Below are 18,020 nucleotides of genomic sequence, written 5' to 3' on the forward strand. Positions count from 1 at the left end.
TCTTGCGGGGGGAGTGCCAGCGGCTTACGTAAAGGCCGACCGTTTTGCAAGATCAGGTTGCTTTTCCGCCCATGCCCTTTGCCCAGCTCAAAGACCGCGCCCTCATTTCCGTATCAGGTCCGGATGCCGAGCATTTTTTGCAAAACATCGTGACCACCGATCTCGACATCCTGGCTCCCGGCGAAGCCAAGCCCGGTGCGCTGCTGACGCCGCAAGGCAAGATCCTGTTCGATTTCCTGATCTCGCGCACCGGCGAGAATGCATTCCGGCTCGAATGCCGTGCCGACATAGCGGACGATTTCATACGCCGGCTGACGCTCTACAAACTGCGCGCCAAGGTCGAGATTGCCAAATCCGATCAGGCATTTGTCACCGTCGCATGGGGACATGAATCAACACCCTCACAATCTGATTCAACGGCAGCCGCCGACACACGCTTTCCGAAGGGTGCCGTCACGCGTTCCTATGGCGAAACAGATGAGCGCAGCGATCTTGCCGCGTGGCAAGCCTTCCGCATTGCCGGCGGCATTGCCGAAAGCGGCAGCGACTACCAACTCGGAGACGCCTTCCCCCACGACGTGCTGCTGGACGAAACCGGTGGCGTCGGCTTCAAGAAGGGCTGCTATGTCGGCCAGGAGGTCGTCTCGCGCATGCAGCATCGCGGCACCGCCAGGCGGCGCGTGCTGATTGTGTCAGCCGACCGGCCCCTGCCCGCGCCCGGCTCTGAGCTGACCGTCGAAGGCAGGCCGGTTGGCACGCTTGGCTCGACTGCCGGCACGGCTGGTCTGGCGATTGTCCGTATCGACCGGATCAAGGCGGCGCTCGAGGCCGATCTGCCGATCATGGCGGCGGACGTTCCAGTTACGCTGGCCATTCCCGGTTGGGCAAAATTCACCTTCCCGCAGGAAGCCGCCAGCGCGGAGGGGGTCTGATGGCGGCCGACCGCGTCGGCGCACCGGCACGCGCCTGGCAGCGCATGCTGTCGGGCCGCCGGCTCGACCTGCTCGACCCCTCGCCGCTCGACATCGAGATTTCAGACATTGCGCATGGGCTCGCCCGCGTTGCCCGCTGGAACGGCCAGACCAGCGGCGAGCATGCTTTTTCGGTTGCCCAGCACTCGCTGCTGGTCGAAGCGCTGTTCCGCGACCTGGTACCCGAGGCTTCGGCCGACGCCCGGCTGGCGGCTCTTCTGCACGACGCCCCCGAATATGTCATCGGCGACATGATCTCACCGTTCAAATCGGTAATGGGCGGCAGCTACAAGGATTGTGAGTTGCGGCTGCAGCGCGCCATCCATCTGCGCTTCTCGCTGCCGGAACCGGGTGCTGCGCTGCGCAAGGAGATCAAGCGCGCCGACCAGATCGCCGCCTATTTCGAGGCAACGCTGCTCGCCGGCTTTTCGACCGCCGAGGCGACCGAGTTCTTCGGCCGGCCGCGCGGCTTCAATGCCGACCGCTTCGATTTCACGCCACGCTCGGTGAGCTGGGCGCAAAATGCGTTCCTGAAGCGGTTTTCCGCGATCGAGACGTCGCGGCACCAGGTTTCGGCGACCGCAATCGGCTAAAAACGCTAAATTAACCGGCGGCGGCCACAATAGCGCGTTCGATCACGGTCCGCAGGCGCGCTCATGCCCGTCGCTGATGCCAAGGATGGTCCGACCATCCCGAAACGGGAGGCCGAAGGCATGGACCACTCCCGCCACATGGAAGACGAACTGCGCGAGCAGAACCAACGCTTTTCGGCTGCGGTCGAGAACATGTCGCACGGCCTGTGCATGTTCGACGCCGACGAGCGGATGATCATCTGCAACGGCAACTACCTGAACATCTTTTGCCTCGAAGCCAGCGTGATAAGGCCCGGCATCCGGTTCCTCGACATTCTGCGCCACAGCGTCGATATCGGCATCGCCTCGCAAACCGCCGACGAACTCTACGCCATCCGCAAACCCTATATCGATCAGGCAAAGCCCTCGACCTACGAAGAAACACTGTCGGACGGCCGCATCGTCAGCATCTCGCACCGCCCTCTGGCTCTGGGCGGCTGGGTCTCGATCTATGAGGACATCACTGAGCAGCGCCGCGCGCAAGAGGATCTCAAAGAGCAGCACCGCCGCTTCGACGCAGCGCTCGCCAATATGTCGCAGGGCCTGCTGATGTATGACGCCGACGGCAAGATGATCGTGCGCAACGGGCGTTTCCTAGAACTCTACAACGTCACCGCGGCGGACTTCCCGCTTGGAACGACGCACCGCGACGCGCTCGAACGATTGCTGGAACTCGGCATCTATACGAAGATCGATGTCGACAGCGAAGTCGCCAAGACCGAGGCCTGCCTGGTGGCGAGAAAAATGCACACGGCCTATCGGCATCTTACCGACGGCAGGACGGTTCTGGTCACCCGCCAGCCGATGAGCGGCGGCGGTTGGGTGGCGACCTTCGACGATGTTACGGAGCGCCGCCGTACCGAAGAGCGCATGACCCATCTTGCGCATCACGATATGCTGACCGGCCTGCCCAACCGCTCGATGTTCCGCGAACGGCTCGACCTTGCGCTGGAGGACACGGCGGCCACGCCGCTGGCGATCTTCTCGCTCGATCTCGATCGCTTCAAGGCGGTCAACGACACCTGGGGACATCCGGCCGGCGACTGGCTTCTGAAGAGCGTGGCCGAGCGACTACAGCGCTGCCTGCATAATGAAAACGACGTCGTCGCCCGCTTCGGCGGCGATGAATTCGTCATCATCCAGTTCAATTTCAAGGGCATTGCCAGTGCTGAAAAACTCGCGAAGCGCATCGTCGAGACAATCGGAAAACCGTTCCGCGACAAGCGCCGCGAGATGCATATCGGAATCAGCCTGGGTATCGCGGTTTTCCCCGACGACGGCCGAGATGCCGACACGCTGCTGAGGAACGCCGATACAGCGCTTTACCGGGCGAAGAGCGAAGGGCGCAATCTGTATCGGTTCTTCGAACCCGGAATGGACGCAATGGTACAGGCACGGCGTGCGCTGGAGGTCGACCTTGAGACCGCGCTGCCGCGCCAGGAGTTCGACCTCGATTTCCAGCCCATCATGAACATCGCATCCGGGGAGATCGTCGGCGCGGAAGCCTTGATGCGCTGGCATTCGCCGACACGCGGCACGGTGGCGCCGGACAGCTTCATTCCGGTCGCCGAAGACACCGGATTGATCGTGCCGCTTGGCGAATGGGCGCTGAGGAAAGCCTGCACGGCGGCGGCCGACTGGCCCGCCGGCCTGCGCGTCGCGGTCAATGTCTCGGCCGTGCAACTTAAAAGCGGCAGCTTCGCCCGCAGCGTCATCTCGGCGCTGGCTTTCTCCGGCGTGCCAGCCGGTCGGTTGGAGCTTGAAATCACCGAAACCGTGCTGATGGACGAAAGCGAGGCGGTGCTAAGGACGCTGCGGCAGTTGCGCGAACTCGGCATCCGTATCGCGCTGGACGATTTCGGCATCGGCTATTCTTCGCTCGGCTATCTCAGGCGTTTTCCCGTCGACAAGATCAAGATCGATCGTTCGTTCATCCACGACCTGGGCAATCGTGACGCCGCGGCGATCGTTCGCACCGTCATCGGGCTGGGCGCCGAGCTTGGCATCACTGTCACCGCCGAGGGGGTCGAGACCGAGGCGCAACTCGACATCCTGCGCGGCAATGGCTGTACAGAGGCGCAGGGCTATCTGATCGGCGTGCCGTCAACGGCCGCCGAGATCCAGCGTCTGTTGAAATCCCGAGCGCTCCACAGCCAGACCGGCTGAGGCCGGCCATCGTCAACGCAGCGTGTCGATGTATTTGCCGTGGAAGCTGACATAGCCGGGCTCGACCACCTTGAGATGCCGCTCGATCAGCGCATGAAACCGCGGCAGTTGATGAAACGGCACGCCTGGATAGGCATGATGCTCGGCATGGAACGGCATGTTCCACGCCAGCCTGCGGACCAGCCAGTTGGTCAGCGTGGTCCTGGTGTTCTCCAGCATGTTGGCGACGAACGGACAACGGCCGTGCTCGGCTAAGAGATAGAGGCGCAGAAACGGCTGCCCCAACAGAGCGGGCAAGATCCAGACATAGAGAAGCACCGAGAGCCGGAAATAGACGGCCAGCAGAAGGACCACGGCGTAAAAGGCAATCATGGCGCGTGCCTCGATGCGCACCTTGTCATAGCCCTTTGGCGGAACGTAGCTTTCCCGGCCGCGGTCCATCGCATTGGCATAAAGCGTCTTGAGGTGGCCCCACCACAAAGGGATGCCGGATATGTGGACGAGATATTGCCGCCATGTCTCCGGTTTGGGGAAGGCCAGTTCCGGGTCGTTCTGCGGGTCCTGCGTGTATCGATGGTGGGCGAAATGGAAATAGCGAAACCAGTCCGCCGGCAGCGCGATCGCCAGGCTGCACACCCGCGCCACGGCATCGTTCAGCCATTGCGACTCAAAGGCCGTGCGATGGACCGTTTCGTGCAGCAGCGTGAACAGGAAGACGATGAGGATACCTTGCGGCAGCATCAGCAGTGGCCAGAACGGCACCTTGACGGCGATCAGCGATCCGACGACCACGATCGCGCCCCAATGAGCAGCAAGCTGAACGAGGCCCGCAACATCAGACTTGGCGGTCAGCCGATTGCGCTCCTCCTGCGTCAGCGATGAAATTACGTCACGATGATCCACGTGCTTCGATCCAGACTGGAGTTTGATGAACCCACTGTAGCCAATGAACAACCTTTCCAAAAACGACGATTTCTGCAATCTAGATAAGCTGAACTTATCTATTCGGTGATTATGGCCGTACCTCCCTCTCTCAAAGGGCTTCAAGCTTTCGAGGCTGCGGCCCGTATAGGCAGCTTTGCCGCGGCGGCGGAAGAGCTTTCGGTGTCGGCCGCTGCCGTCAGTCAGCTCATCCGCACGGTCGAGGAGCAGATGGGCCGCAAGCTGTTCCACCGCGTCAACCGGCGCGTCGTCCTCACCGAGGCCGGCGTCGAGATGCTGCCCAGGCTGACCATGGCCTTCCAGGAGATCGGCAGCGTCGCGCGCCAGCTGGGCGGCGATACGTTCCGCCCACGCCTTGTGGTGTCGGTGTCGCCATCCATGGCCATGGGTTGGCTTTCGCAGCGTCTCGCTGGTTTTGCCTCAAGCCATGGCGTCGTCGACATATCGCTCAGAGGCGACGACGACCCGGTGCCGTTCGACCGTGAACTGATCGACATCAGGCTCTCCTATGGGCCGCATTATCGCGAGCACCCGACCGAGGACATCGTCCAGGACGCAGTCTATCCCGTGTGTGCCCCCGGGCTGGCGGACACAATCAAACCCGAGGGCCTGGCCAGCCTGCCGCTTATCCACACGGGCTGGGGACCGACTGGTGCGTCCTTTCCGTCCTGGCACAACTGGTTCGAGGCGGCCGGCATCGAGCCCGGCCGGGCAGCGCAGCGCGGCCTCTCGGCCAACTCATCGCGCGCGGCACTCGACCTTGCCATTTCGGGATTGGGCGTGGCGCTGGCAGACGGCCGACTTGTCAGGCCCCTCGCCCAGGCACTGGAGCTGCGCCAGCCCTATTGCCTGACGATCCCGGAGCGCAGCGCCAGGCGCGATGTCGTGGCGGCGTTTCGCCTGTGGCTGATCGACGAGTGTCGGCGCGCAGTCGGCTCGCCGGCACTGCGTTGACGTAGTGTGCGGCGATGATCAGAGGTGCCCGCTCAATGCCTCAGCCATGTCCTTGTTTGTCGCCACGGGGATGATCTCGAACTCCACCAGATCCGCCCATTCGATGACCCAACGCTGCAGCAGTGTGACGTCATCGGTCTCCACCAGCAGGAAGCAGCGGCTCATGTCCGCCGCGATCCAACTGTGGTGCACGAGAAGCTCGTCAGGTTTCAGGCGGCCGCGGTCGCGAAAGCGGCGGTAGATCTCCTTGCGATCGCAGCCGGTGAAATCCTCGATGACGATGAACTGCATGTTCTACCCCCGATCAAATTACCGCCCCGGCCGGTCCAGCCGCTCCAGGAACCACTGCGTCAGCCGCACCCAGACCTCGTCCTTCTCGCCGGAATCCTCCCAGCCATGGTCGAGGTTGGGATTGTCGTTGACCTCTATGACGAAGACGCCGTCCTTGGTCTCCTTGAGGTCGACGCCATAGAGCCCGTCACCGATGCAGCGCGCCGCCTTCACTGCCGTCTCGACGACATGCGCCGGCGTTTCCTTCAGCGTGAAGGTTTTGATGCCGCCCTGGTCGGGCTTGCCGTTGGCCTTGTGGTTGACGATCTGCCAGTGCTTCTTTGCCATCAGATAGTGCACGGCAAACAATGGCTGGCCACCAAGCACGCCGACGCGCCAGTCATACTCGGTCGGAATGAATTTCTGCGCGATCAGAAGGTCGGAATCCTCCAGCCATTCGGTAGCCAACGTCTTCAGTTCCTCGAAATTGGCGCATTTCTTGACGCCGCGCGAGAACGACGAATCCGGGATCTTCAGCACCAGCGGAAAGCCCAGTGTCTGCGCCGCCAGTTCGAGATCCGAGGTGCCGGCGATCATCACCGTCGGCGGCACCGGGACCTTGTTGTAGGCCATCAACTCGTTGAGATAGACCTTGTTGGTGCAGCGGATCATCGACAGCGGATCGTCGATGACCGGCATGCCTTCCTGCTGGGCGCGGCGGGCGAAACGATAGGTGTGGTTGGAGATCGAGGTCGTCTCGCGGATGAACAGCGCGTCGTAATTGGCGAGCTTGGCGAGGTCGCGCTTGGTGATCGGCTCGATTTCGACGCCCATCTTCTCGGCGATCTTGGCCCAATAGCGCAGCGACGAGATCTCCGAGGGCGGCAATTCCTCATGCGGGTCGACCAGCGTGGCAAAGGTGTAGCGCGCCGGCGTGCGGCCCTTGGTGTCGCGCCACTCGCGGTTGGTGTAAGTCTCCAGGCACTGGATGAAGCTTTTTTCCTCGTCCTCGGTCATGCGCGCCAGCGGATGGAAGCCGATCTTGCGGATCGAGGCCCATTCGGCGCTGTCCTTGATGTGGACTTCGAGCGCCGGTGCGCGGAACCAGTCGAACAACAGCTTGGCGAAACGGTCCCAGATTTTCGACGGCCCGATGCCGAAGAAGATGCAGACCTTTTGCGGAAAGGCGCCGCCAAGATCCTTACGGCATTTGTTGAGCGCCAGCTCCAGTTCCGGCAGCGCGTGCTCATAGAGCTTGCGCTCCGACAGGTCGATCATCGTCTCGACGGTCGGGATCACCTTGTGGCCGCGCGAGCTTGCCAGCAGCGAGGCATAGTAGCCGCGGCTCTGGTAGGCGTAATTGTTCGACAAGTTGATGACCTTCGGCCGCTGGCCGCGAAACAGCGACGGATGCGCGAGATAATCGCGATTGGTGATGATCTTGTGTGGTGTCGCCACCTGGTCGAGATCGCTCTGCCTGCCTGTAAGAATAACCCAGGTCATTGTTATCAGCGCTTTCCCAGAGTGATGGCGGCACGCAGTCCGTCTCGGCCGAACTGCGCCATGTTCATGAAGATGCCGTAAGGCACGGGAATGTTGGCGGCATCAAGGATGGTCTCCTGCCTTTCGTCCTCGACCCAAGGGTCGTGGATGAGGATATGGTCGCCATCATCGCCGATCGCCAGCACCCAATGCGGCACCTTCTTGCCGAACATCAGGAAGCCGCTGATCAGCACCAGCACCAGTTTACCCTCCGCGATCGAAGCCCTGATATCATCGATGGTGAACGGACGGTAATTCACCGGGATGCCGTAAAGTTCCGCGCGCCGGCGAAAGTCGACCTGGGCGAGTTCCATCACCCGGCGCTTGTCCTCGCTGCGCACCGATTGCAGGAACAACGCACCGTAAAAGGAAACGTAGATCTCCGCTGCCAGCCCACTTTCGTACCCCGAGACAGCGAGGCCGAACGGTTCGCAACCACCGGGACCCGACATCATGAAGACGGTCGTCGCTTCGCGCCACAGGCGGATTTCCATGACCGGATCCGGCACGAAGCCGCGGTCGAAATTGGCCATGGCCATCATCAGGCAGCACGGGCCGCAGGTGAATTCGCAGGTCTGTTGGTAGAACGGCACCTTGGTGGCAATCGGAATGTCGCCGCGCAAGGTCTTTTCGTAGCGAAGTGCTGCCTCGCCATCCTCATAGTAGCCGGGTTCACGGCCGATCTTGCGATACCCGGCCTGTTCATAGATGCGGATCGCGCGGTTGTTGTCCTCGCGCACCTCGAGACGCAGCATCATGCGGTCATGCTCGAAGGCGGCGTCTTCGGCCGATCCAAGCAGCATGCGGCCAACACCCAACCCACCGAAGAAGGGACCGGTCGCAATCGAGTAGAGGCGCGCCACGCCGCTGCCCTTGCGAAACAGCACGATCGCGTAGCCGGCCACGCGGCCATCGACTTCGGCGACCAGCGTCTCGGCGGTTTCACGCTCGATGAACAGGCGGAAAGAGCGGCGGGAAATACGGTCGCTCGAGAAAACAGCTTTCTCGATGGCGGCGAGATCATCGACGTCAGACGCGCGGGCCGTGCGGATCTCGGCAGGCATGCGGCTTGAGAAAACCTCGATTGGTGGTGGGAAATGCCCTACTGAAAACGTTCAGGACATCAGCCGAAAATACTGATGGCCACAAAGCGCTATCGCACCTCGAATAGGGCCGAATTGTGACAGATTCGGCAGCAGATCGGCCATGGAAAGTGCTTTGAAGAGCGTCGCTATTCGTGGATTGGCGTCGCCATCAAAAGCCGCGCCTTTCAACTGGCCAGGCCGGCCAGAAGCTGGCCATAGGCGCTCTTTGCCACGACGGCCAATTGCTCGCGCGGCAGCGAGCCGACGACGGCGCAGCCATAGCCCTTGTCCAGCCAGTAGACGGCCTGTGGACCGTCTTGCGCCGATGCATAGGTGCCCTTGGCGTTCTCCGCCGATTCCGCGGTGACGAAGAGAGATATGCGCTCGCCCTTATCGTCCTCGTAGAGCAGCATCGCTGCCTTGCTTTCGCCTGCGGGCAGCAACCGTCCGCCGACCAGTTGGAAACCGTTCGCGGTCAGGTCGGGCGCCACCAGCTTCAACCCTACCCGATTGGACAGCCAGGTCTGCAGATGATCCTTGTCGCTGGCCGGCACTTCGACCGCATGCCGCTTTTCGGCGGCATAGATGACATGGGCCGCGATTGCCTGCTCGGCCAGTCGATCTTCCGCCGGGTCCTCCTGCCCGATGCCGTCGACGCCGGCAAGGTAGCCGCCAAGCCCGCCGGCGGCGACCAGAAACACGGCAGCGGCAGCGGCAAGCCACCAGCGTGAGCGTGGCGCGGCAGCCCTCACCGGTGCCTCGCCGAGCACGACCTTGCGCAGGCGCGCGGGCACGGCTTCGTCCAGCACCCCGGCGAAGGCGGCCTGCAGCGCCGTCCGGTCGGCGGTGAAGCGGGCGCTCCTTGCCTTCATCTCGGGATTGGCGTCGAGCCAGGCATCGTAAGCGGCGCGCTCGTCTGCAGGCAGCTCGCCATCAAGCGCCATGTGGATGTCACGTTCGGAAAAGTCGCGGCGGATCATTTCTCGACGATCCTTATCGCGCGGCGACGCGCCGTATCGTCCAGCAACCCACGCAATTCCTCACGCCCACGCGCGATGCGCGACATCAGCGTGCCAGCGGGGACGCCCAGAATATTGGCGGCTTCAGCATAGGAAAAACCTTCGATGGCAACCATGACAAGGGCTGCGCGTCGATCGGGGCTGATCGCCTGCAACGCGTCGATGATCTCGCGCGAGGCGATGCTCTCCACCTGTTCGGCCGGCTGGGCAACGGCCTCGCCCGCCTCCAGCGGCAACATTGCCGCCTCGCCGCGGCGGTTCACCTTGCGCATCTGGTCGATGAACAAATGATGCATGATCGTAAACAGCCACCTCCGGGGGCTTTCTCCTGTCTGCCAGTTATCGAGCCGGACAAGCGCCCGCTCGAGGCAATCCTGGACGAGATAGTCGGCAGCGTCGCGGTCGCGCAAAAGCGAGCGTGCGTAGCGGCGCAGGCGCGGTATTTCGCCAAGGATTGCTGCCTTCTTTTCGTCCATGACCGCTGGTTCTGAGGTCGCCCTTGTTGATCCCCGATTGAACGCGCTTTCCGGGCGCGGCGCAAGCGGCCAGCGCGAAGCGGTCCGCCGCCCCGGTCACCCAAGCAATGAGATAACGCTGGCTGGTGCCGATTTATTCCCGACCGGAACGGGCGACAAATCGATTGCTTAGATACTATGCATTATACGTGAAATACGTATAAGGATCCTTCGATGAAGCAGTTCACCTTTTCAGACATGAACCGGGCGTCCGGCGAAATTCTCGAAACGGCAATGATCGAGCCTGTCGCTCTCACGAAACGCGGCAAGGAGAAGCTGATCATCCTTTCAGCCACCCAATACCGGCAGCTCGTCAGTTCGCCTCATGCCGTAGCCTACACGCTTGAGGACGCGCCGAACGAGATTCATGATGAACTCATGTCCGGATTGGAGGCCATCACAACCTGCGACAAGCCGGATGCTTAAGCCCGGTGATTTGCTTCGATACTACTATCTATGGGCGCGGCAGGCTGATGCCGGCGAGGAATCCGGCCGCAAGGCGCGGGCCGTCTGCATTGTGGTTAGAACGCCGGCAACGCCTGCCGCACTCTTCTTGTTCCCGCTCACTTCGAAAAGCCCGACCAGTCCCGCACGCATGTTGCTGTGAGCGAAAATCGAGTGCCGCAGAGGTGGGCTTAATTTTCCGTCGTGGCTAATTCTAGACGAGTACAACCGCGTACGAGTCGACGAAGCTTATGATCTCGTCACGACGAAGCCAATAGGCTCCTTCAGCCCGGCGTTTGTCCGCAAGATCGCGGGCCTCATCAAAGAGGCAGTCGCACAACGCCGCGTGCGTGGCACCATCCGAAAATAGCGAATAGCGGTCCATGAACCACCGGTAAGAACTGTTCACGGAAGCAAGCGTGTCATCCCTCCTTCGCCGCCCGCGTCAGCAGCCGCTGATAGAACAGTCCGATGCCGATCAGCACCGCGCCGAGGCCGATGAAGGACAGCGCCCGCAGCACGCCTTCAAGCTCCGACATGTCGAAGATGAAGACCTTCAGCACGGCGATCGCGATCAGCGCTGCAGAGGCGATGCGCAGCACCTGCGACTTCAGCCAGACGCCCACGGTGAGCAGGACCACACCGATGACCAGCCAGAGCGCCGAATAGGTGTAGGTTTCCAACTGGCCGAGACCGCTCCACAGACCGATGAACTCGCCCTTGAACAGGCGCCTTACCGACAGCGTGGCATAGGCGAAGGCAAGCACCGCAGCCACCACGGCCAGCATCTGCGCATACCATTTCGGCCGCTTGTCCCTGGCATAGAGCGCCAGCCCGCCGGCGGCGACCGCCGGCAGGAGATAGGCTAGGAACAACAGGTTGAAGACCGGGATCTGGCCAGTCGATTCGTCCGTGAACAGAGGATTCAGCACCACGAAATGCCTGACAACGATGAAGGCGACCGAGGCCACGCCGGCGGCCATCGAACCATAGCGCAGCACCGAGCTTGGTGAGCGCATGTCGATGGCGACCAGGATGGCGCCGGCGCCGATGGCGATCAGCGTGTAGATCGCCTGTTCAGCGAGCGTCATGGCACCCGTGTCGATGACGCCGCCATGCATGGCATGGCGCACCAGCATGGCGACGGTCAGCAGCGCAAACAGCGCCGCCGCTGCTTCCATGGCGAGGCGTGGCCGGCCATTGCCAGCTCTTGGTAGTGTGGGGGTGGTGCGGGCGAGCTGCCAGGCGGCAAAGCCGAAGGCGAGCGCCGGCACGCCATAGCCCGGCAGCAGCCAGTTGAACACCGGTGTCGTCGACAGGAACTCCGCACCGACGATGGTCGGGTCGAAGGCGACGCGGCCAAGCACCGCGATCACCGCGCCAACCGAAATCCAGCCGAGCACCGGATAGGAGCGCCAGCGCGTGACCAGCGCCGGCACGATGGCCGCCGCACCGAGCAGGATGGTGGTCCAGCCGGAATCGAAAGCCATATGCATCAGCAGCAGGCCGGCGATCGCCGCGCCGCCCAGGGCAAACGACACCGCTATACCGCCCTTGAGCGGCGGCTCTTCGGCCCGCGCGATCCACTCGCCGCCGGCGGCGAAAACGACGACCAGCAGTGCCGCGACGGCGGCGTAGACAAGGTCACGGTCGAGATTGCCGAAGGTGAACCAGAGCGCCAGCAGGATGACCAGCGGGACGATGACGCCCCACGCTGCCCATGAGGCCGCGCGGATTTGCGTTCCGGCGGCGAACCTGCGCGCGGCCCAGAAGCCGGCACCAATGAAGACCAGGCCAAGGCCAATTCCGATGCGCAGCGTCAAGGCATTGCCGGCTGCCACCGGCATACCGTCAAAGCCCAAATTGCCTTGGGAAAGATCGGAGCCGATGGTGGTGGGCGGAATGATGCCGAGATGGATCATCACGGTTACCAGTCCAGCGGCATGCAGCAGCGGCACCGCGCGCGGCCGATAGAGTGCGGTTGCAACAAGGGCGACGATGACCAAGGCGCCCGGTAAGGCATCGCCGGCGGCGACAAGCGTCGAGTCGACGGACAGGCCCAGCGCCGAAAACGCGACGAAAGCCCCCGGGATGATCGACGGCCAGTCGAACCCGTTTTTTGCAGCGTCCGCTTCGCTGCCACGACTGCTCAGCCAGACAAAAGCAAGTACGGCCAGCGTCACCGTATCGATAAACAGGACGACAGGCAGTTGCATGCCGGCTGCGTCGCTCATGTAGAGAATGGTCCAGAGGCCGGTGCCGGCAAAAGCCGCCGCCATCAGGAAGGTCCAGTCGCGCATGCGGGCGATGACGCCGGTGGCGGCGAGCACGATCGCGAGATAGCCGAACAGCGCCCAGGGATTGGGCGCCTGCGAGGCGACCAGCACCGGCGTCACCATGGCGCCGACAAGGCCGATACCGGCCAGTGCCTGGCCATGGACCAGGGCTGCCGCGATCGTCGCCACGCCGATGGCGCCGAGCAGCGTGAAGGCGAGCGCCGGACCTATGAAGCCGTAAATGCCGTGCGCGGCATAGACGGTGCCGAACAAGATGAAGGCACCAGCCGCCGTCAGGATCGCTGGAATATAAGCACCGGCGGCGCCTTGCACCGGCACTTTGAAGCCGGTGCGGCGGATGAACTCGCCGCTGGCGACCAGCACCAGGCCTAGAACCGCAGCCATGGTGAGCCGCACGCCGGGGCCGAAAATGCCGGCTTCGATGGTGTAGCGGATCAGGAACAGGCCGCCCAGCGCGAGCGCGATGCCGCCGACCCAGACCGCCCAGCGGGTGCCGAGCGCGGTTTCGACATCGGACTGGCGAGCGGCTTTCGCCGCGGCAGTCGGCGCTGCAGGCTCCGCTGCCGTCGATGCCGGCTCGCTTGGCGCCCATGGCCCGGACACGACCTCGCCGATGGGGGTTTCCGCTTCCATAGCTGGCGCCGGTGCGGCGACCGGCTCGCTTATCGCTGGCGAGGGAATGTCGGCCCCTGCCGCAACGGCCGGCGCCATATCGGCGGGCGCGGCGTCTGGCGTGGCCTGTTCGAACGGCTTGGCCGCAGGCGTCACGGCGCCGGAAAGGACCAGGCTGCGCAGCGCGCCAAGCTCGCGCTCGACAAGGCCGATGCGGCTCTGCTGGCGCGAAATGATGACGAACAAGGCTATGATGGCGACTAGGCCGATCAGGCTTTCAAACATGGCGGTTCCCCCAAACCAGGCCGGTTTTCACTGACGTTCAGTCTCACTGACATTCAAATGCGGCGGCCAAACGGCCAGAAAACTTACGGTCAGAAAACTCAACGCGCCGCCAGGTTGGCGGCCGGGAAGATCGAGCATGTTTCGGTGCCGAAAGCCAGCAGCTTGCCGCCGGCATCCTTCAGCGTCGCTTCCGACACCGCCAGCGTGCGGCCCTTGTGAACAACCCTGCCCTCGCAGACCACTTCGCCGGTCTTCGGCGTGATGGGCCGCGTCAAATTCACCTTGAACTCCGCCGTCGTATAGGCCTCGCCCTTTTCGAGCAGCGTCTGCACGGCACAGGCCAGTGCCGAATCGAGCAGCGTCGCCGCCCAGCCGCCATGCACGCTGCCCAGCGGGTTGAGATGGCGCTCGCTCGGCATGCCACAAAAGACAGCACGCCCTTCCGAGACTTCGGTGAGAGTGAAATTCAGCTGAAAGGAAATCGGCGGCGCCGGATACTGCCGTCGACGATGCGCTGCAGCAATTCCAAACCGGTGTATTTCAGGATGTCGGCGTGCGGAATGGTGCCGAGGCCGAGCGGTGAGACCCGGCCAGGATAAAGTTCGACCTCGCTCATGTGATGATTTCTCTGGCTGCGTCCTGGCCAGCCATGGCCTTGCCGCGCGCGTGATGTTTGCGCAAGGCGGCGAGGAAGCCGGTCCGAGCGTCCGGCGGCTCGATGCCGCGCGGCTCATAGACATGGCGGTTGAAGAAGAAGCCGGTGAGCCGGAAGGCGTCCTCGACATCAGCCGCATCGGCGCGCAGGCCGGAGCCGCGCTGCAGGAAAGCCGGCAGAGCCAGCATCTTGTCGCGCCATGGCAAACCGGCTTCGCGCGATACCGCGCGTCCCGACTTCGGCGAGACATAGGCCAGGTCCTGTCGCGTGCCGGTGGCGGCGCATTGGCTGAGATCGAGGCCGAAGCCGAGTTCGTCCAGCACCAGAAGCTCGAAGCGCGCCACCAGTTCACCGGCAACATCGGCATCGTCGAGATGGACGATCATTACGGCAAGCGTTTCGTAGAGACCTTCATGCGCGTCGCGCTCGGGCAGCAGGCGCAGATGCGCGGCCATGGTCTGCAAGCCGTAGACGGCGACGGCGCTGTCCATCAACCGGGCCGCGTTCATCTCGATCGCCTCGGCCTGGAACGTGCCGAGATGTTCATCAAGGCGCGCACGCCACAACAGGTCGACGCGATTGCCGGGCTGGAGCACGGGCTGCTGCTTGCGCGAACGGCCGCCGCGAACAAGGCCGAGATGACGGCCATGCGCTCGCGTCAACACCTCGAGAATGGCGCTGGTTTCGCCATGCTTGCGGGTGCCGAGAATGATTCCCTCGTCGCGCCATTCCATTTCAGGAGCTTTTCACCGATCGGGTGGCGAAATCAAGGTATCGGCTTGCGCCGGGACCGACTCTTGCAACAGCACATAAAAAACCGCCCGCAGCAAATGCTGCGGGCGGGCTGGTGAGGTCAGTCGATCCGTTAGAAATTGCGCTGGAAGCGAACGATGCCGCCGACGCTGCTCTTCTTGTCGGCCTTGGTCCAGTTGTTGAAGTCGAAGTCGTCGAATTTTCCTGCATTGAGGTAATCGACTTCGGCCGTGATCGTGTAGCCGGGGACGATGGTGTAGGCAACGTTGGCCGCGACGGCGAGGTTCTTCCAGTCGTCATAGGAGACCTGGGCGTTGAACGAGGTCTTGTCGTTGAACTTGTAGGTGCCGCCGCCCCAGATCGCCCAGTTTCCGCCCCATGGCTTGTACTGGGTACGGCCTGTGCCGAAGTCGTTGATGTTGTCGTTGGTGCCGTAGCCGCCCATGACGAACAGCGTCAGTTCCTTGCTGACGTTGACGTCCAGTCGGACCTTGCCGGCCACTTCCTCATAGTTGCTGTCATAGGCCACGACGCCGGTGATCGCACCCCAGTCGCCCTTGTACTTCAAACCGCCGACGACATGCGGAACATAGCTGTCGATGGTGTTGACGCCGGTGCCTTCTTCGAGCGAGACCACGCCCGTGACGCCGTTCCCCGCGTCGAAATTGTACTGGAGGACGTTGGTGTCCTTGATGCCATACGGGATGATCGTGTCCTGGATGACGTTGCCGGCGTAACCGACGAACTGGTCGTATGCCGTTTCATCCTTACCGACGCGCAGGCCACCGAGCTGGATCCAGGCGAAGTTCAGGGTGGTGGTCTTGTTGCCGGCCTGCCAGCCGGCGCCGCCACCTGTATAGTCGCCGGAAGAGTTGCCGAACTGGAAGCGGGTCTCGGTAAAGGTCTTCAACGTGCCGAGTTCGGTTTCCTGGCCGGTATAAGTCCTCAGCGTGAAGCGCATGTTCTTGTAGTAGGTGTCGTTCCTATCGCCGTCCATGTGATCGGAAACGTTGTTGGCGCCATCCAGCGCGCCGGAATCGCCGACGCCCATGTCGTAGCGGAGATAGCCGCCGATGCGCAGGCAGGTCTCGGTGCCCGGAATATAGAAGTAGCCGGCGCCGTAGACGTCGCAGATCTTGACGTATTCGGCTGGTTCCGGTTCGGCGACGACGACAGCGTCGGCGGCGCGTGCGCCGCTGACCGCGATCAGGGCCGCGGCTGAGCCGAGAAGGAGGCTCTTGATGTTCATTTTCTGACCTCTCCAGTCATAGTTATAAATGGCTTCGGATTTGTGGCTGGCGGCAATGTTTTCCCGCCTCACCCCCACAACGAAAAAGGCTCGCATCGCTCGCCCTTTTCAGCGGCGAACATACCCATCGATCATCTGCCCTCAATGACCATTTCCGAAATAATTCTAGTTCTATGAACAGATTAGTGCTGTGTTGCACAAATAACACTTATTACCAACACGAATGGCACAATCGGCACAACGTCATATTTTGAATATATATGCGGATACTTACGTGGCTAAATACATTTCTAACGTTCTATATTTCTAAAATTACCGCACAGTGCGGAATATCTACCTGATTTACGCCGAAATCGACCTGGCTCTTGCCGCCACCCCTCTATCAGCGGATGACGCTCATCCGCCAAATCTACTCTGATACCGAGGCGAAAGCGGGATGACGCTTCCAAGCCTGTCTGCTCTTCCAAGACGATCGAAACTCCCTGGAGCGCTGTCGCGTCGCCGATTGTGACAGCAGCCAGCCGTTGAAGACGATTCCTCCATGACGCCTCTCAATCGACCTTGGCGACGCCGGCGATGTAGTCCCCCGCCTTGATCAGGCGGGTGGGCACGCATAGGTCCGGAAAAGCATCGCCTCGGCCAGAATGTCCCTGGTCGCGCCATACGAGGCGGATGGTTCGGCGACAGGATTAGGATCTGGTGGGCGAGAGCGGCTTGAACGTTTGGCGCCTCACGCGCCGTGCGCGTGATCGGCAAGCACTTCATCGATCACGTGACGGGATCTTTCAACCTCGACAGGGTTGACGTCGATCTGTCCGGCAACCGTGATCAGCGCCTTCCAGAGCGTCCAGCCACGACCGCGCGCCCACATCGCCTCGTCGGCCGGAAGGCCGGCACGAAACGCCTCCCGGCTTTTGCCTTCCAACAGCGTCCACGCGATCGCCAGATCGCAGGCGGGATCGCCGACGCCGGAGGTTCCGAAGTCGATCACCGCGCTCAATCGGCCTTGCCTGACCAGCAGGTTTCCCCAACTGACGTCACCGTGGAACCAGACCGGCGCACCGTGCCATTGTGCGGCAAGTGCTGCCTCCCACACCGCACTGGCGGCGTCCGTATCTATCTTGCCGTCGAGAGCAGCAATCGCTTGCCACGTTTCGCCATCGTAGACGCTGAGTGGTCCGCCGCGAAAGAAATTGTGCTGTCCCGGCGCCGGTCCACCGGTCGCATCGATCCGCTGCAGGGCGACCAGGAACATGGCCAGGTCGGTCGCGAATCGCGGCAGGCTGGCGATACGCTCGCGCTTTGCTGTCTCGCCTTCGATCCAGCGGTAGACGGACCAATGCCAGGGATAGTTTTCGGCCGGAACCCCCATCGCCAGCGGCACGGGAATCGGCAGCGGCAACAGAGGCGCCAGCCTCTCCAGCCAGCGATGTTCCTTTTCCACCTGCAGGGAATAGGCCGCGGCACTCGGCAGCCGCACGGTCATCTCGTCGCCGAGATGGAAGGTCCTGTTGTCCCAGCCGCCAAACTCGACGGGCCTGACCGCAAGGTCCTTCCAACGGGGAAACTGCGTGGCGATCAATCGGCTGACAAGCGCTATGTCGATGTTCGGCTTGCTGTCCATCGATC

15 protein-coding genes and 1 pseudogene are annotated in these 18,020 nt (G+C 62.4%); 5 read left to right on the forward strand and 11 right to left on the reverse strand.

Annotated elements, in window-relative coordinates; translation table 11 throughout:
• The first annotated feature begins 71 nt into the window (after positions 1 to 71).
• From ygfZ to NKK51_RS00480, 3 genes are all read left to right on the forward strand, one after another.
• Positions 72 to 932 (forward strand): CAF17-like 4Fe-4S cluster assembly/insertion protein YgfZ, encoded by an 861-nt coding sequence (ygfZ, locus tag NKK51_RS00470; RefSeq protein ID WP_352550598.1) that lies wholly within the window; start codon positions 72 to 74, stop codon positions 930 to 932.
• On the forward strand, positions 932 to 1,564 hold the full coding sequence (locus NKK51_RS00475; protein WP_352550600.1) for an HD domain-containing protein: 633 nt from the start codon (positions 932 to 934) through the stop codon (positions 1,562 to 1,564). Before ygfZ ends, NKK51_RS00475 begins: the two co-directional genes overlap by 1 nt.
• Positions 1,565 to 1,627: 63 nt before the next feature.
• Positions 1,628 to 3,769 (forward strand): putative bifunctional diguanylate cyclase/phosphodiesterase, encoded by a 2,142-nt coding sequence (locus NKK51_RS00480; RefSeq protein WP_352550602.1) that lies wholly within the window; start codon positions 1,628 to 1,630, stop codon positions 3,767 to 3,769.
• A 12-nt stretch (positions 3,770 to 3,781) separates the two neighbouring features.
• Here NKK51_RS00480 and NKK51_RS00485 read toward each other — a convergent pair whose 3' ends face one another.
• Positions 3,782 to 4,672, reverse strand: coding sequence for a fatty acid desaturase family protein (locus NKK51_RS00485; RefSeq protein WP_352443175.1), 891 nt, complete (start codon positions 4,670 to 4,672; stop codon positions 3,782 to 3,784).
• A 111-nt stretch (positions 4,673 to 4,783) separates the two neighbouring features.
• On the opposite strand from NKK51_RS00485, the gene NKK51_RS00490 reads away from it, so the two are divergent.
• On the forward strand, positions 4,784 to 5,665 hold the full coding sequence (locus tag NKK51_RS00490) for a LysR substrate-binding domain-containing protein (RefSeq protein ID WP_352550604.1): 882 nt from the start codon (positions 4,784 to 4,786) through the stop codon (positions 5,663 to 5,665).
• 18 nt (positions 5,666 to 5,683) lie between these two features.
• Here the strand turns inward: NKK51_RS00490 and NKK51_RS00495 are convergent, their stop codons facing one another.
• The 5 genes from NKK51_RS00495 to NKK51_RS00515 all read right to left on the reverse strand — a co-directional run bounded on the left by NKK51_RS00495 (position 5,684) and on the right by NKK51_RS00515 (position 10,057).
• Positions 5,684 to 5,956: a DUF3303 domain-containing protein gene (locus NKK51_RS00495; protein WP_127268533.1), complete on the reverse strand. Its 273-nt coding sequence runs from the start codon at positions 5,954 to 5,956 to the stop codon at positions 5,684 to 5,686.
• 18 nt (positions 5,957 to 5,974) lie between these two features.
• Positions 5,975 to 7,438 carry a RimK family alpha-L-glutamate ligase gene (locus NKK51_RS00500; RefSeq protein ID WP_013532574.1) on the reverse strand — a complete coding sequence of 488 codons (1,464 nt, stop codon included), beginning with the start codon at positions 7,436 to 7,438 and terminating at the stop codon, positions 5,975 to 5,977.
• Positions 7,439 to 7,443: 5 nt separating this feature from the next.
• On the reverse strand, positions 7,444 to 8,541 hold the full coding sequence (locus NKK51_RS00505) for a peptidase C39 family protein (protein WP_352550606.1): 1,098 nt from the start codon (positions 8,539 to 8,541) through the stop codon (positions 7,444 to 7,446).
• 206 nt (positions 8,542 to 8,747) lie between these two features.
• Entirely contained in the window at positions 8,748 to 9,542 is a 795-nt protein-coding gene (locus tag NKK51_RS00510) for an anti-sigma factor family protein (RefSeq protein WP_352550607.1), read from the reverse strand.
• Positions 9,539 to 10,057: a sigma-70 family RNA polymerase sigma factor gene (locus NKK51_RS00515; protein WP_352550609.1), complete on the reverse strand. Its 519-nt coding sequence runs from the start codon at positions 10,055 to 10,057 to the stop codon at positions 9,539 to 9,541. Before NKK51_RS00515 ends, NKK51_RS00510 begins: the two co-directional genes overlap by 4 nt.
• A gap of 213 nt (positions 10,058 to 10,270) precedes the next feature.
• Between NKK51_RS00515 and NKK51_RS00520 the strand changes: the two genes are divergently transcribed.
• Complete coding sequence (locus tag NKK51_RS00520) at positions 10,271 to 10,522, forward strand: type II toxin-antitoxin system Phd/YefM family antitoxin (protein ID WP_352550610.1); 252 nt, start codon at positions 10,271 to 10,273, stop codon at positions 10,520 to 10,522.
• Between the two features lie 440 nt (positions 10,523 to 10,962).
• Here NKK51_RS00520 and NKK51_RS00525 read toward each other — a convergent pair whose 3' ends face one another.
• From NKK51_RS00525 to NKK51_RS00545, 5 genes and pseudogenes are all read right to left on the reverse strand, one after another.
• Positions 10,963 to 13,734, reverse strand: a complete 2,772-nt coding sequence (locus NKK51_RS00525; protein ID WP_352550612.1) for a DUF2339 domain-containing protein — start codon at positions 13,732 to 13,734, stop codon at positions 10,963 to 10,965.
• A gap of 98 nt (positions 13,735 to 13,832) precedes the next feature.
• Positions 13,833 to 14,350, reverse strand: a pseudogene (locus tag NKK51_RS00530) (PaaI family thioesterase).
• A complete protein-coding gene (gene recO, locus NKK51_RS00535) occupies positions 14,347 to 15,123 on the reverse strand; it encodes a DNA repair protein RecO (protein ID WP_352550613.1) in 777 nt (258 codons plus the stop codon). Before recO ends, NKK51_RS00530 begins: the two are co-directional and overlap by 4 nt.
• Before the next feature lie 131 nt (positions 15,124 to 15,254).
• Complete coding sequence (locus tag NKK51_RS00540) at positions 15,255 to 16,391, reverse strand: porin (RefSeq protein WP_352550615.1); 1,137 nt, start codon at positions 16,389 to 16,391, stop codon at positions 15,255 to 15,257.
• A gap of 730 nt (positions 16,392 to 17,121) precedes the next feature.
• On the reverse strand, positions 17,122 to 18,015 hold the full coding sequence (locus NKK51_RS00545; protein WP_352550616.1) for an aminoglycoside phosphotransferase family protein: 894 nt from the start codon (positions 18,013 to 18,015) through the stop codon (positions 17,122 to 17,124).
• Between the last annotated feature and the right edge of the window lie 5 nt (positions 18,016 to 18,020).

Origin of the sequence: Mesorhizobium sp. M0011 (genome assembly GCF_040324155.1) — a bacterium.
Lineage (GTDB): Bacteria > Pseudomonadota > Alphaproteobacteria > Rhizobiales > Rhizobiaceae > Mesorhizobium.